The sequence below is a fragment of the Pseudoxanthomonas kaohsiungensis genome (genome assembly GCF_010211765.1).
GTDB lineage: Bacteria > Pseudomonadota > Gammaproteobacteria > Xanthomonadales > Xanthomonadaceae > Pseudoxanthomonas > Pseudoxanthomonas kaohsiungensis.
In genome coordinates, this window is record NZ_PDWO01000025.1 from 1 (window position 1) to 14,916 (window position 14,916).

The 14,916-nt window shown below is 73.0% G+C and carries 13 protein-coding genes; 1 reads left to right on the forward strand and 12 read right to left on the reverse strand.

Features of this window, described 5'->3' with window-relative positions:
• The 8 genes from CSC66_RS16860 to mrcB all read right to left on the reverse strand — a co-directional run.
• Positions 1–792: TPM domain-containing protein (locus CSC66_RS16860; protein WP_425501069.1), on the reverse strand; the 792-nt coding region annotated here is incomplete at its 3' end.
• Positions 793–805: 13 nt separating this feature from the next.
• A complete protein-coding gene (locus tag CSC66_RS16865; RefSeq protein ID WP_162378586.1) occupies positions 806–1,432 on the reverse strand; it encodes a LemA family protein in 627 nt (208 codons plus the stop codon).
• 144 nt (positions 1,433–1,576) lie between these two features.
• Complete coding sequence (locus tag CSC66_RS16870) at positions 1,577–2,326, reverse strand: TerC family protein (RefSeq protein ID WP_162378574.1); 750 nt, start codon at positions 2,324–2,326, stop codon at positions 1,577–1,579.
• A 28-nt stretch (positions 2,327–2,354) separates the two neighbouring features.
• On the reverse strand, positions 2,355–2,735 hold the full coding sequence (locus CSC66_RS16875; RefSeq protein WP_162378575.1) for a diacylglycerol kinase: 381 nt from the start codon (positions 2,733–2,735) through the stop codon (positions 2,355–2,357).
• A 179-nt stretch (positions 2,736–2,914) separates the two neighbouring features.
• Positions 2,915–3,631 carry a tRNA (adenosine(37)-N6)-threonylcarbamoyltransferase complex dimerization subunit type 1 TsaB gene (gene tsaB / locus CSC66_RS16880; RefSeq protein ID WP_162378576.1) on the reverse strand — a complete coding sequence of 239 codons (717 nt, stop codon included), beginning with the start codon at positions 3,629–3,631 and terminating at the stop codon, positions 2,915–2,917.
• Between the two features lie 157 nt (positions 3,632–3,788).
• Positions 3,789–5,822 (reverse strand): DNA repair helicase YoaA, encoded by a 2,034-nt coding sequence (yoaA, locus tag CSC66_RS16885; RefSeq protein ID WP_162378577.1) that lies wholly within the window; start codon positions 5,820–5,822, stop codon positions 3,789–3,791.
• Between the two features lie 70 nt (positions 5,823–5,892).
• On the reverse strand, positions 5,893–6,414 hold the full coding sequence (locus CSC66_RS16890; protein WP_162378578.1) for a tetratricopeptide repeat protein: 522 nt from the start codon (positions 6,412–6,414) through the stop codon (positions 5,893–5,895).
• Positions 6,415–6,422: 8 nt separating this feature from the next.
• Positions 6,423–8,858: a penicillin-binding protein 1B gene (mrcB, locus tag CSC66_RS16895; protein WP_162378579.1), complete on the reverse strand. Its 2,436-nt coding sequence runs from the start codon at positions 8,856–8,858 to the stop codon at positions 6,423–6,425.
• A gap of 98 nt (positions 8,859–8,956) precedes the next feature.
• On the opposite strand from mrcB, the gene CSC66_RS16900 reads away from it, so the two are divergent.
• The gene (locus CSC66_RS16900; protein WP_162378580.1) at positions 8,957–11,065 is read left to right on the forward strand and encodes a glycosyltransferase; all 2,109 of its coding nucleotides are present in this window, start codon (positions 8,957–8,959) and stop codon (positions 11,063–11,065) included.
• A 4-nt stretch (positions 11,066–11,069) separates the two neighbouring features.
• On the opposite strand, the gene CSC66_RS16905 is transcribed toward CSC66_RS16900, so the two are convergent.
• The 4 genes from CSC66_RS16905 to CSC66_RS16920 form a co-directional block, all read right to left on the reverse strand.
• A complete protein-coding gene (locus CSC66_RS16905; RefSeq protein WP_162378581.1) occupies positions 11,070–12,494 on the reverse strand; it encodes a hypothetical protein in 1,425 nt (474 codons plus the stop codon).
• Between the two features lie 220 nt (positions 12,495–12,714).
• Positions 12,715–13,014, reverse strand: coding sequence for a DNA-directed RNA polymerase subunit omega (gene rpoZ / locus CSC66_RS16910; RefSeq protein ID WP_162378582.1), 300 nt, complete (start codon positions 13,012–13,014; stop codon positions 12,715–12,717).
• Positions 13,015–13,263: 249 nt separating this feature from the next.
• A complete protein-coding gene (gene gmk, locus CSC66_RS16915) occupies positions 13,264–13,887 on the reverse strand; it encodes a guanylate kinase (RefSeq protein ID WP_162378583.1) in 624 nt (207 codons plus the stop codon).
• Positions 13,888–13,889: 2 nt separating this feature from the next.
• The gene (locus CSC66_RS16920; protein ID WP_162378584.1) at positions 13,890–14,750 is read right to left on the reverse strand and encodes a YicC/YloC family endoribonuclease; all 861 of its coding nucleotides are present in this window, start codon (positions 14,748–14,750) and stop codon (positions 13,890–13,892) included.
• Between the last annotated feature and the right edge of the window lie 166 nt (positions 14,751–14,916).

A 14,916-nucleotide genomic window follows, 5' to 3' on the forward strand; every position in this document is an offset into this window, starting at 1 on the left:
GCCCCAGCCGCCGCCACGCCCGGAGCGGACGTAACGCCCCGCCTTGAGGCTGGACAGGCCGACCATCAGCCCGACCAGGGCGCCCAGCCCGGCCGCGACCACGCTGGACGCGATCCACCATCCCACCGCGCCACCGGCCACGGCCACCAGCGGTCCGCGCAATGGCGCCGGCAACCAGCCGAACAGCGCGCGCAGCACGTTGGCGACGATGAAGGCGACCACCAGCGCCGGCAGCCACGCGCCACCGCCGCGCGCATCCCCGTCGCGGTTGCGGCTGACCGGCTCGGGCAATGGTTCGCCATCGACCAGCTTGACCAGCACCGCGGTCGCATCCTCGATCCCGCCACCGAAATCGCCGGCGCGGAACTTCGGCACCAGGTATTCCTGGATGACCCGGTTGGCGACCGCGTCGGGGATCGCGCCCTCCAGCCCGTAGCCGGTTTCGATGCGCACGGCGCGGTCGTCCTTGGCCACCAGCAGCAGGACGCCGTCGTCCACGCCCTTGCGCCCGAGCTTCCAGGCCTCGAACACGCGCACCGCGTACTGCTCGATGCTGTCCGGCTGCGTGCTCGGCACCACCAGCACCTGCAGCTGGCTGCCCTTGCGCTGTTGCAGCGCGCGCGCCTGCGCGTCCAGGCGCTGCACCGTCGCCGCGTCGAGCGTGCCGGTGGTGTCGACGACCGGGGCGTCCAGCGGCGGAATGGCCGCAGGCGAAGCCGGCTGCGCCCACGCGGCCAGGGTGGCCGCCAGCAGCAGCCAGGCTGCCATCAGGCGCACGCACAGTGCGCGCATGCCGGTCACCGGTTCAGTTGGCCGGCGCGGGCGCCGGAGGCGGCTGCGGGGGTTGCGGCGGCTGCGCCGGCGGGGTGGCGCCGAAATCGACGCTGGGTGCGCGCTGCACCTGCGCTTCGTTCTCCACCGTGAAGTTCGGCTTCTGGCCGTAGCCGAAGACCTTGGCCGTGATCACCTGCGGGAACGAGCGCACGAAGGTGTTGTAGTCCTGCACCGAGGCGATGTACCGGCCGCGGGCCACGGTGATCCGGTTCTCGGTGCCTTCCAGCTGCGCCTGCAGGTCGCGGAAGGACTGGTCGGCCTTGAGCGTCGGGTAGTTCTCGCTGACCACCAGCAGGCGCGACAGCGCCGAGGACAGCTCGCCCTGCGCGGCCTGGAACTGCTGCAGCGACGCCGGGTCGTCGGCATTGACCTGGACCTGGCCCACGCGCGCCCGGGCCTCGGTCACGTCGGTCAGCACCTGGCTCTCGTGGGCGGCATAGCCCTTGACCGTGGCGACCAGGTTCGGGACCAGGTCGGCGCGGCGCTGGTACTGGTTCAGCACTTCGGACCAGCCGGCCTTGACCGCCTCGTCCTTCTGCTGGATGGCGTTGTAGCCGCAGCCGGACAGCATCATCGCCGTAGCCGCCACCGCCAGCATGGCGGCCCACCTGCGGATCGTCCCTTGCCTGGCAAACATGTCACCGCTCCCTTCGTGGAGCCGGCCGGTGGCCGGTGCGGTGCCATTCCAGCACCGCCCCGGACCGCCGCGCAAGCGAGGCGCCGTGAAGGCCGGCGCCCGGGCTCAGAACTCGCCGGCGCCGGGCACGTGCTTGCGCGCGGCGTTGCGGCGCATGAACAGGTTGAGCGTCTCCACCAGCACCGAGAAGGCCATGGCGAAGTAGACGTACGGCTTGGGCACGTGCACCTCGAAGCCGTCCAGGATCAGGACCACGCCGATCAGCAGGATGAAGGCCAGCGCCAGCATCTTGATGGTCGGGTTGGCGTCGATGAAGCGGCCCAGCGGATTGGCGGCCAGGAGCATGATCGCCACCGCGGTCAGGATCGCGAAGATCATCACCGGGATGTGCTGGGCCATGCCCACGGCGGTGATCACCGAGTCCAGCGAGAACACGATGTCGATGATCGCGATCTGCACGATCACCATCCAGAACACCTGCGAGCTCTTGGTGGTGCGCGGATCCTCGTCCTCGCCGCCGGTGATCAGCTCGCGGATCTCCATCGCGCCCTTCACCAGCAGGAACGCGCCGCCCAGGATCAGTACCAGGTCGCGGATCGAGAAGCCCATGCCGGCCACGGCGAACAGGTCGTTCTGCATCCGCGCCAGGAACGCCAGCGAGACCAGCAGCGCGATGCGGGTGATGCAGGCCACCGCGATGCCGAACTTGCGCGCGAACGCGCGCTGGTGCTCGGGCAGGCGGCCGACGGCGATCGAGATGAACACCAGGTTGTCGATGCCCAGCACGATTTCCAGCGCACTCAGGGTCACCAGGGTCAGCCAGACGTTCGGGTCGGCCAGGAATTCGAGGTTCATCGTCGATCGGTTCCTACGGTTGGTTCATTCATAGCAGTCGCGGGCCGAGCACCAGGCCCCAGACCAGCAGCACGTTCATCATCAGCACGAACACCGCGGCCGACCCCATGTCCTTGGCCCGGCCGGCCAGTTCGTGGTGTTCGGCGCCGTAGCGCTCGATTACCGCTTCGACCGCCGAGTTCAGCAGCTCGGCCGACAGCACCAGCACCATCGAGCCCACCAGCAGCGCCCGCTCGACGCCGTCGGCGCCCAGCCACAGGGCCAGTGGCGCCAGGACGACGAACAGGTAGACCTCCAGGCGGAACGAGGACTCGTGCAGCCAGGCCGCGCGCAGTCCCTGCAGCGACCAGACGGTGGCCTTGAGGATGCGGCCGGGACGGCGCGGCAAGTGCCCGGTTTCGTCGGCCACGGCTCAGGCGCCTGCGGCGGCGCGCGCGCGGCCAGGCCGGGCACGGGGCGTCGTGGGCGGAAATCCGGGGAGCTGCATGGCGGGTTCGGGCGACAACGGGCTGCAGATTTTGCCACATCGCGCCCCGGGGGCCCCGGGCGCGGGAGCGCCCGCCCGGTCCGGCAGGCGCTGGAGAGCGCTCAGGACGCCTGTTTCGCCGCGCGTTGCAGCTGCTGCTCGGCCAGGGTCAGGGCGACGTTGTCGCGCAGGTAGGCCGGTTCGACCCGTTCGGGCGCCAGCGCCTGCCCGGCCGCGAAGGCCGCCGCGGCCAGCCGCGCCAGATGGGCGGCGCGCGGAAGCGCCGAGGCGTCGACCGCGGTCATCCTCGCGGCAAACTGCCGGGCCAGCAGGCCTTCGGCAGCGGCGAAACCGCTGCCCACGCCCTGCCACGTGCCGCTCGCGCCCGCGGGCAGCTGCACCGCCTCGGGATGCAGCACGCGTTCGGCGTCCAGCGGCACCAGCGCGGCGCCTTCCCGCCTGAAGCTGGCGGCGTAGACCTCGCCCATGCGCGCGTCGATCGCGGCGAGGATCTGTTCCGGGCCTTCGCCCGGCGCACCGGCAGCCAGCACCGCCAGGGTCGATACCGGCACCACCGGCCGGTCGAGGGCCAGCGCAATGCCTTGCGCCAGCGCGATCGCCAGGCGCACGCCGGTGAACGCGCCCGGGCCGCGACCGACCGCGATCGCGTCCAGCTGCGAGCGCGCCAGCCCGGTCTCGGCGAGCAGCGCATCGGCCCACGGCAGCGACAGCTCGGCGTGCCTGCGCGGCGCGATGTCGAAGCGCTCATGCACCTCGCCGTCCAGGTACAGCGCGACCGAACAGGCCTCGGTGGCGGTTTCGAAAGCGAGCAGCTTCATCGGGGGCGGCAGGATCCGGCGGACGGACGGAAAGGGTAAACGATGGCGACGGACGCGGCCCTTTCGTTCTGCAGGAGCCGGTTCGTCGGCGACACGCCACGCTGGCACGGGCGGCGCCCTCGTTGTCGCCACGCCCGTGTCGCCGATGGATCGGCGCCTACGACCGGGCGAAGAACGCCTGCACGTCCTCGATCCGCCGGGTCACGGTGAACCCGGGCAGGGACTCCATGAAGACCCGCCCGTAAGGCTTGGCGGTCAGGCGCGGGTCGCACAGCACCAGCACGCCGCGGTCCGATTCGGTGCGGATCAGCCGGCCCACGCCCTGCTTGAGCGCGATCACCGCCTGCGGCAGCTGCTCGTCGCGGAACGGGTTGCCGCCACGGCGGCGCACCGCGTCCAGCCGCGCCTCGAACACCGGGTCGTCCGGCGCGGCAAACGGCAGCTTGTCGATCACCACCACGCTCAGCGCATCGCCGGCCACGTCCACGCCTTCGCGGAAGGTCGCCGAACCCAGCAGGACGCCGTTGCCGGACTCGCGGAAGCGGCGCAGCAGCTCGGCCTTGGGCGCCTCGCCCTGCACGAGCAGCGGCCACGGTCCTCCACGCAGCGCTTCGGCGGCCTCGCGCAGGGCGCGGTGCGAGGCGAACAGCAGGAACGCCCGGCCTCCCGAGGCAGCCAGCACCGGCCGCACCGCTTCCAGCATGGCCGCGCCGAACTGGCGCGTGTTCGGCTCGGGCAGGTTGCGCGGCAGGTAGCACAGCGCCTGCCGTGGCCAGTCGAACGGGCTCGGCTCGAGCAGGGTGTCCGGATCGAACAGTCCCAGCTTGCGGCCGACATGGGTGAAGCCGCCGCCCACGGCCAGCGTGGCCGAGGTGAAGATCCAGGCCGCGTGCGAGCGCTCGCGATGCGCGCGCAGCGGCGCCGACACGTCCAGCGGCGTGCGCTGGCAGCGGAACCCGCGCGCGCTGAGCTCGTACCAGTAGACCTCGCCGCCCCTGGCAGCGGCCTCGGCCAGGCGCGTCGGGTCGAGCGCGGCATCGCCTTCGCCGGCCACCGCCTCGACCAGGGCATGGTCCTGGTCCTGGTCGCCATCGAACGCATCGGACGCGGCACCGCCGTCGCGCCAGCGCTCCAGCCGTTCGCGCAGGTCGCGCGCGCGCGCCACGCAGGCGTCGAAGCCGGGCGAGGTCGACGCCAGCGGCGCCATCGCCTGTTCCAGGGTCGCCAGCGCGTCGGCCAGCACGTCCAGGCCGTCGGCCACCGCCGGCAGGGTCAGCGCGCGATAGCGGGTGCCGCGCGGCGGCAACGCTTCCATCGCCGCGCGCAGCTCGCGCAGCGCCTGCTCCAGCGCGCGCACCGGCACCTGCACCACGGCCAGCGCGCCGGTGGTCTGCTTGCACTCGGCCAAGCAGTCGCGGCCCAGTTCCTGCAGCTGTCGCATGCCGAAGCCCTCGCCGAAGAAGCTGGCCGCCAGCTCCGGCAGCTGGTGCGCCTCGTCGATCACGAACGCCTGCGCACCGGGCAGGATCTCGCCGAAGCCCTCCTGCTTGAGCGCCAGGTCGGCCAGCAGCAGGTGGTGGTTGACCACCACCAGGTCGGCGGCCTGCGCACGCTGGCGCGCCTGCACGACGAAGCATTCCTCGTAGAAGGGACACTCGCTGCCCAGGCAGTTGTCGACGGTGGAGGTGACCAGCGGCAGCAGCGGCGAATCATCGGGCAGGCCTTCCAGCTCGGCCATGTCGCCGGCGCGGGTGCGCCCGGCCCAGGCGACGATGCGCTGGAACTGCGAGGCCTGCTCGGGGCTGGAGAAGCGCGCATCGCCCTTGGCCTGCTCGGTGCGGTAGCGGCACAGGTAGTTGGCGCGGCCCTTGAGCAGCGCGCTGCGCAGCCCGACGCCCAGCGCCTCGCGCACGCGCGGCAGGTCGCGGTGGTAGAGCTGGTCCTGCAGCGCGCGGGTGCCGGTGGACACGATCGTCTTCAGCCCCGACAGCAGCGCCGGCACCAGGTACGCGTAGGTCTTGCCGGTGCCCGTGCCGGCCTCGGCCAGCAGCACCTCGCGCTGGTCGATGGCCTCGGCCACCGCCGCGGTCAGGCGCTGCTGCGCCGGCCGCGCGACGAAGCCTTCGACGCGTTCGGCGAGCGCGCCACCATCGCTGAGCGCTTCGCGGCTGGCGTGGGCAAGGCGGGACATCGGAAAAGCACGGACGCGTCGATGCGGGCCGCGCGCATGCGCCGGACGGCGCGACGCGTGGCCACCGCGACTACATCCGCTCCACGCCCGGCACCGTGCAGGTGCCGATCTGGGCCTTGGCCGAGGCGGCGTTCTCCGCCTGCCCGCGCGCCAGGCGCGACTGTTCGATCGTGGCCCAGTGCCGGCGGCACAGCGGGCCAACCCGGGAACCGACATCGAAGGCCTTGCGGGCCAGGGTTTCGGCGCGGTCGTACTGCCCCTGCAGCAGCGCGACCTCGGCGCGTTCCTGCAGCACGGCCGGATCGTCCGGGACGATCAGCAGCGCCTGGTTCAAGGCGTCGGCCGCCTCGTCCAGGCGGCCGGCCGCCAGCGCCTGCGACGACTTCTCGCGCAGGTCCTCGACCTGGGTGTCGCGCAGCGGCTGCACGTTCAATTCGGTGTCCTCGGCGCCCGCGGCCGCGTGCACCGCCGCAAGGCGTTCCTGCGGGCTGGGGCCGGGCGCGGCGACCGGCGGTGGCGTCGTGGTGCCGCACGCGGCGAGCAGCAGGCACGCCGCGAGGACGGCGGAAAGGCAGCGAACGGGGGGATTCATGCCGCCCATTATGGCGCAGGCGTCGTGGCCGATCCGGCGGGTTCGGCCTGCGCCGGCTCGGCCGGCTTGTCGCGACCGAACAGGCGGCTCCAGAAACCAGGCTCGCCGGTATCGCCGCTGTCGGCGGCAGGCTCGGCGTAGGCAGGCGCGCACGGGGCGTAGGCCGGCACGGCGCCGGCGACGAACGCGAAGCGGCGCGCGCCCGGGCAGTCGGCATCGGTGATCGACGTGCCCTGCGGCAGCACCCACTGCCAGTCGAGGCCCTTGCCGGACACGCGCAACGGCGCGCTGGGCAGGCGCGCGAACAGGCCCGACCAGACCCGCATCGCGCCAGTCGCGCCATACAGCCCGGTCTGTTCGTTCTGGTCGTTGCCCATCCACACCACCGCCAGGTGGTCGCCGGTGTAGCCGGCGAACCAGCTGTCGCGGCCGTCGTTGCTGGTGCCGGTCTTGCCGGCCGGCGACAGCCGGCCCAGTCCATCGGCCAGCAGGCGGCGGCCGGTGCCTTCGCTGACCGCCTGCTGCAGCGCCACCGTGACCAGGTTGGCGGCGATCGAATCGCCTTCCTGCGCCGGTGCCGGCGCGGTGTCATAGCGCTTGAGCAGCTTGCCGTCCGGGTCGAGCACGCCGCGCACCGCGCGCAGCGGCTGGATCTCGCCGCCGGAGGCGAGGAACTGGTACAGCTGCGCCATCGCGTACGGGCTCTGGTCGGTCGAGCCGAGGATCAGCGACGGGTTCGGCTCGGCCTCGATCCCGGCCAGCACCTTGACCAGCTGCGCCAGCCGCTGCGGGCCGACCTGCATGCCGATCCGCACCGTGGCCTGGTTGTAGGAACGGGCGAGCGCGTCGACCAGGCGCACGGTGCCGTGGCTGGTGTTGTCGGAGTTGTCCGGCGACCAGGTCTTGCCGCGTGCCAGTTGCACGGTCACCGGCGTGTCCTCGACGAAGCTGGCCAGCGAGAACCGCTGCGGCTGCGCCAGCGCGAGCAGGTACACGTACGGCTTGAGCAGCGAGCCGACCGGGCGCTTCGCTTCGACCGCGCGGTTGAAACCATGGGTGGCCACGTCGCGCCCGCCGACCACCGCCAGCACGTCGCCGGCATGCACGTCGGTGACCACCACGCCGGCCTGCAGCGGTGGCCGCTTGCCGGTCTGCAGCGCCTCGGCCGCGCGCACCACCGCGCCTTCGGCATAGGCCTGCGCCGAGGGCGACATGCCGGTCAGCACGGTCAGGCCCGCGCCCTGGAGCGCGCTTTCCGGGTAATCGTTGGCCAGCTGGCGGCGGACCAGGTCGATGTAGGCCGGGAAGCGGTTGGCCGCGGCCACGCCCGGCTGCTTGGTCACGCCCAGCGGCGCGGCGCGCGCGCGCTCGTATTCGGCATCGTCGACCAGGCCGGTGTCGTGCAGCATCGACAGGGCGATGTTGCGGCGCTCCAGCGCGCGCTCCGGGTGCCGGCGCGGGTCGTAATGCGACGGCCCCTTCACCAGTCCGATCAGCAGCGCCACCTGTTCGGTGCTCAGGTCGCCCAGTTCCCGGCCGAACCAGAACTCGGCGCCGGAGGCCATGCCGTGGATCGCCTGGCCGCCCCGCTGGCCCAGGTAGACCTGGTTGAGGTAGGTCTCCAGGATCGTGCGCTTGTCGTAGCGCGACTCGAGGATGATCGCGTAGAGGATCTCGTTGAACTTGCGGGTCCAGGTCTGTTCCTTGCCGATCCCGAGCAGGCCGCTGCGCGCCAGCTGCTGGGTGAGCGTGCTGGCGCCCTGGCGCTTCTCGCCGGCCAGCAGGTTGACCCAGGCCGCGCGCGCCATGCCCGACACGTCGATGCCGTGGTGGTGGGCGAAGTCCCGGTCTTCCACCGCCTGCAGGCCGGTGACCAGCAGCTCCGGCACCTCGTCGATCCGGACCAGGCGCCGCTCTTCCTGGCGCTGGCCGTAGAGCGTGGCGATCCGCGCCGGATCCAGGCGCGCGGCCTTGACCGCCTTGCCGCTGCCGGCATCGCGCAGCCCGGCCACGCGGCCACCGGAAAGGGTGACCTGCAGGCGCCGCGCCGGCACCTGGCCGTCGACGTCGGCATAGCCGCGGCTGGAGATGGTGAAGCGGCCGCCGTCGGCGGCGTAGCTGCCGGGCCGCTCGCCGGCGCCATCGTCCTGGTAGCCGGCGGCATCCAGCTCGGTCTTCAGCGTGCGCACGTCCATCGCCAGCTGCGGCCGGAGCTGGAGCGGACGGGCGTAGACGCGGGTCGGGATCTGCCACTGCAGCGCGGCGAAGCGTTCGCTGACCTGGTGGTTCAGGTAGAGCGTGTATGGCACCAGGAAGCCGACGGCCAGCGCGGCGCCGGCCAGCACCGCGGTGAGGAGGTGACGGCGCCAGGCCGGGCTGGCGCTTGCGCCGGGCTCCATGTCGTCGATGTCGTCGATGTCGTCCGGATCGTGGCGTCGGGGCACGGGAATGCGAGAATGCGTGGGTCGGCCGAGTCTAGCGCAGCCGTCCGCCTGCGCCGTCGGCGCCGTTCACCTGCCTTCAGTCGGAGTTGCAGACCGCAATGCCCCCCTCGCCGCTGGCCGACCTCCGCTACTGGCTGGCGCACCTGCGTGGGCTGCTGCGCCGCGGCCTGTCCAGCCTGCGCGCCCGCGGCTGGCGGGTGACCTGGCAACGGGCCGTGCTGCAGCTGCGACCGCCGCCGGCACCGCCGCGTACCCCCCTCTACCGCCCTGCGCCGGGCCCGTTCGCGGCGTTCGCGGTACCCGCGACGGCCGAAGGCGGCGTGCCGCGCGCCAGCATCGTCATCCCGGTCTACAACCACGCCGAAGCGACGCTGGCCTGCCTGCGTGCGCTGGCCGCGCACCCGCCGGCGGCGGCCTGCGAGGTGATCGTGGTCGACGACGGCAGCAGCGACGAGACGTCCGCGTGGATGCCGCAGGTGGCCGGCCTGCGCTACCACCGGCGCGCCGCCAACGGCGGCTTCATCGCGGCCTGCAACGACGGGGCTTCGCTGGCGCGCGGCGAGGTGCTCGTGTTCCTCAACAACGACGCGATCCCGCAGCCCGGCTGGCTGGACGCGCTGCTGGACACGTTCGACGCGCGGCCGGACGCGGGGCTGGTGTTGGCGCAGCTGCTGTATCCGGATGGCCGCCTGCAGGAATCCGGCGGCGTCGTGTTCGACGATGGCAGCTGCTGGAGCTATGGCCGCTTCGAGGCGGCCGACGACCCGCGCTACGCCTACCTGCGCGAGGCCGACTACGGCTCGGGGGCGGCGCTGGCGATACCGCGCGACCTGTTCACGGCCCTGGGTGGCTTCGACTCCCGCTACGCACCGGCCTATTACGAAGACACCGACCTGGCCTTCGCCGTCCGCGACGCCGGCCGACGCGTGTTCGTGCAGCCGACCAGCCGCGTGCTGCACGACGAGGGCACCACCGCCGGCACCGACACCGGCAGCGGGATCAAGGCCTACCAGGTGCGCAACCGCGGCGTCTTCGCCAGCAAGTGGAGCGATGCGCTGCGCGCGCAGCCTCCGCCAGGCGTCGTGCCCGGCCCGGCCCTGCTGCATGCGCGGCAACGCCGCGTGCTGGTGGTCGACGAGGCCGTGCCGCGCCCCGACCGCGATTCGGCCTCGCTGCGCCAGTTCAACCTGCTGCGGATGCTGCGCGCCGCCGGCGCTCACGTCGCGTTCCTGCCCACCGGGCTGGCGCACGCGGGGGAAGCCACGCAGGCGCTGCAGCGGCTCGGCGTGGAAACCTGGTACGCGCCGTTCGCCACCTCCGCCCCGGCCTGGCTGCGCGACCACGCCGCGCGCTTCGACGTGATCGTGCTCACCCGCCACCACCTGGCCACCGCCTTCCTGCCGCTGCTGCGCCGGCACGCGCCCGGCGCGCGCCTGGTGTTCGATACCGTCGACCTGCACTACCTGCGCGAGCGGCGTGGCGCGGAGGTCGCGGGCGACGCCGCGGCCCTGCGCGCCGCCGAGGCGACCCGGGCGCGCGAACTGGCGGCGATGGCCGCCGCCGACCTGACCCTGGTGGTGAGCGCGGAAGAACGCACCCAGCTGCTGCAGGACGTCCCGGGACTGCGCGTCGAACTGCTTTCCAACCTCCATGACGTGGCGGGCGCGGGCGCCCCGTTCGACGAACGCAGCGACCTGGTGTTCGTCGGCGGCTTCCGCCATCCACCCAATACCGACGCGGTGCTCTGGTTCGCCCGCGAGGTGTTCCCGCGCATCCGCCGGCAGCTGCCGCAGGTGCGCTTCCACTGCATCGGCAGCGAGCCGCCGCCGGCGGTGCAGGCGCTGGCCGGCGAGCCGGGCATCGTGGTGCACGGCTATGTTCCGGACGTTTCGCCGTACATGGAGCGCGTCCGCCTGGCGGTGGCACCGCTGCGCTTCGGCGCCGGGGTCAAGGGCAAGGTCAACCTGAGCATGGCCCATGGCCAGCCGGTCGTGGCCACGTCGTGCGCGGTCGAAGGCATGCACCTGCATGATGGCGTCGACGTTTCCGTGGCCGACGATGCGGCCGGCTTCGCCGACGCGGTGGTGGCGCTTTACGGCGACGCGGCGCGCTGGGAGCGGCAGGCGCGGGCCGGGCTCGACAACATCGACCGGCACTTCTCGCCGAAGGCGGCCGAGGCGACCGTGCGGCGGGTGTTCTTCGACTGAGGCCTCAGCGCGTGGCCGGATCCGCGCGCGCCAGCCGCGCGGCGAAATCCTCCAGTCCCGTAGCCGACGGGTCCAGCCTGCGCGCCGCTTCCAGCGCGCCCGCCGCGGCCCCGACCTCGCCCGCGCGGAGCCGCTCGTCACCGACCGCCAGCCAGCGCTGCGCCAGCCGCTGGCGTGCCTGCGCGAGCGCCGGATCCGCCGGCGCCAGCACCTGCCACGCGTCGTGGCAGTCCTGCGCCGCGCGCAGGCGGTTGTCGCGCAGGGCATCGTCCACGCACGCGCTTGCGGCGCGGAGCATCCGCCCGACGGCAGCGCGCACCGCCGGATCCTGCGGGGCCATGGCCTGTGCGGCGCGCAACCGGTCGTAGGCGCTGCCGCCGGGTGGCTCGATCCAGTCGCCGCGTCGCATCGCCTCCTCGAAGCCGGCCAATGCGCGCTGCAGCAACGCCTTCATGGCCGGTGTGGCGCGCGCGGGCGGGCGCAGCCGCGCGGCGGCCTGCCGGGCACGCTCCAGGTCCATGGCGGCCCGGGCCACCTCGGCCTGGGCCGAGGGCGCCAGCGAACGCGCCGCTTCCAGTGCGGCGTCGGACTGGTCGAAGCGGAAGTCGGAAGCGAGCCGGCGCGAGTGCGCCGCCAGCGCCCGGGCGGTCCGCTCGGCGGCCTGGTGGATGGCCGGATCGTCCGGTGCGGCTTCGCGCAGCGCGACAAGCAACGCGGCCGCCGGTTCCGGCCGTCCGCGGCGAAGCAGGTCCTCGGCGCGACGTACGTCACTGGCCACCGCCTGCGCCCACGCGGCGCGCAGCCCGGGAAGGTCCACGTGCCCGGGGTCCTGCCGGCGCGCCTGCTCGAGCCAGCGCGCCGCCGCGGCCAGGTCGCCCTCGTGCAGCGCCGTGGGCACCCGCTCCAGCAGCAGCGACAGCGCATCCTCGCGCCCCTCGAGCGCGGCACTGTCGCCCGGCGCGACCGCCAGCCACTGCGCGTACAGCGGCAATGCCGCGTCGGCATCACCGGCGGCCAGCGCGGCGGCGGCCCGCACGCGGACCCGTTCGAGGTCGATGCCGGCGGTCTCGGCCTGCCGCAGGGATGCGGCGACCGCGGCGACCTGCGCCCGCGGCACCTGCAGGTCGGCGGCCAGGTCCAGCCAGCGGCGCGCCTCGGCCAGGCGTCCGCCGCTGATTGCCGAGCGCGCGCGGGCGAGCGCCGCCTGGCCGACCTGGGCCAGCCCGGCCCGTGCCTCGCCGCGGTCGCTGTCCAGCGCCTGCGCGGCCTCGAACTTCTGCCGCGCGCCACCACCGTCGGCCTGGTCGAGCCGCCCCTCGGCCAGCGCCTGGCGACCCTCGGCGAGCAGGTGGTCGATCCGCGCCTGCGGCCAGAGCCGTTCGCCCAGGGGCTCGCGCAGCAGCACCAGCGACAGCAGGACCAGCAGCACGACGACTCCGGCCAGCCATGGCGCGTGGCGGCGCCATGCGGCTGGCAGGCGCGCCCCGCCGGGACGTGCCGACTCCATCCTCAACGGGCGCAGATGCGTTTCACCCGCGCAGCTTAGCGCCCGTTCGTGCAGGCCCCGTCAGCGCGATGCGGCGCGAAAAAAGCGAAGGCCCGCGCGAGGCGGGCCTTCAGCCGGGTGTCGCGGGCGCCGGGCGCTACGGTCAGTCGTCGCCCTTCGACAGGTCGTCGTCGGCGACCACCTCGGCGGCGGCCCACTCCAGCGCCTCGCGCTCGGCGCGCTCGCGCTCGGCCTTCTCGACTTCGTCGATGAGGGCGTTGTCGATGGTGCGGGCGGCGATCTCGCGCAGCGCCAGCACGGTCGGCTTGTCCTCGCTCTCGCTGTTATCCAGCGTGGCCGGCACGCCATTGGCCAGCTGGCGGGCGCGCTTGGAGGCCATCATGACCAGTTCGAAGCGGTTGTTGACCACTTCCAGGCAATCTTCGACGGTGATACGGGCCATAGGGGTTCCAGGCGACTGCGGTCGCCGCTCGCGAAAGGGGAATCGGGCGCGGAGTTTAGCCGGCGACGCCTGCAGGGAGCAAGCATCCAGGCTGAACGGGCCTTTGCAATCAACCAGTTACCCGCGACCCAGGCCAGTCGGCATGCGACGCCTGCGCCGCCGCGGGCAGCCGGCCGTGCGCCCCAGGCGGCTCGGGCCCGGGTCCGGACGGGAACGTCCGCCCCGGCGGCCGCGCTCCCGTCGGCGTCGTTACGGGGTGTCGGGTGCCAGCAGCGCCTCGATCAGCGCACCGTGCCGGACCTGCTGCTGCGCGCGGCGCAGCCGGCTGGCGACGAAGACCGCGCACATCTCGTCCACCGCGGTGTCGAACACCTCGTTGACGATCACGTAGTCGAACTCGCCGTAGTGCGACATCTCCTCGCGCGCTGCCGCCAGGCGCTGGGCGATCACCGCCTCGCTGTCCTGGCCGCGGTGGCGCATGCGCTGCTCCAGCGCCTGCCGCGACGGCGGCAGGATGAACACGCTGACCGCGTCCGGCACCTTCTGCCGCACCTGCGCGGCGCCCTGCCAGTCGATCTCCAGCAGCACGTCGTGGCCGGCCGCCAGTTGCGGCTCGACCGACTGCCGCGCGGTACCCTTCCAGTCGCCGTGCACGCGGGCGTACTCGAAGAAGTCGCCCGCGTCGATCATCGCCTGGAACTCGTCGGCCGAGACGAAGTGATAGTGCTGCGCGTGGCGCTCGCCCGGGCGCGCGGCGCGCGAAGTGAACGAGATCGACAGCCGGATCTGCGGATCGCGCGCCAGCACCGCGTTGACGATGCTGCTTTTCCCGGCGCCCGACGGCGCGGCGACGATGAAGAGGGTGCCACGCATGCTCATTCGATGTTCTGCACCTGTTCGCGGACCTGGTCGATCAGCACCTTCAGCTCGACCGCGGCGGCCGAGGTGCGCGCATCCACCGACTTCGAGCCCAGGGTGTTGGCCTCGCGGTTGAACTCCTGCAGCAGGAAGTCCAGGCGCCGGCCCACCGGCTCGCGCTGGCCCAGCACCCGGCGGATCTCGACGATATGGCTGTCGAGCCGGTCCAGCTCCTCGTCGACATCGAGCTTCTGCAGCCACAGCACCAGTTCCTGCTCGGCGCGGCCCGGGTCCACCGGGTGCGGCAGGTCGGCCAGGCGCGCGGCCAGCTTGGCGCGCTGGCCCTCGCGGATGGCCGGGATCAGTTCGCGCACCTGGCCGGCGATGCGCTCGACCGCGTCCACGCGCTCGGAAATCGCCGCGGCGAGCTTGGCCCCCTCGCGCTCGCGCGCCAGCACGAATTCGTCGATAACCTGGTCCAGCAACTCCAGCGCCTGCACCTGCAGTGCCTCGCCGTCGGCGACCGGCACCTGCAGCACGCCGGGCACCTGCAGCAGCTGGGTGAACTCGACCCGCAGGCTGGGGAATTTCGGCTCCAGCCGCTGCGCCAGCGCGCCCAGCTGCTCCAGCAGCGGCTCGTTGACGGCGAGGGCCACGGCGCCCTCGGGCGTGCGCAGGCGCAGCGCCAGGTCGAGCTTGCCGCGCTGGATCCGCGAGGAGACGCGTTCGCGCAGCAGCGGTTCCAGCGCGCGCAGCTCGTCGGACAGGCGCAGGCCCAGTTCCAGGAAGCGGTGGTTGACCGAGCGCAGTTCACAGCCCAGCACGCCCCAGGGGGTGCCGCGTTCGCCGCTGGCGAAGGCGGTCATGCTACGGATCATGCGGGGTCCTTTCGGTGTGCCGCCCACGGCCAGGCGCGTCGGGCAAGGCGCGAATGGTAATCTAGCCGGCCATCGACGGCACGTCCGCGTCGCGTCGCGCGCGATCGGATCATCCCCGCCGCGGGCCCCGCCCCCCCGTGATAACGAACCGGGGGTAGACTTGGGC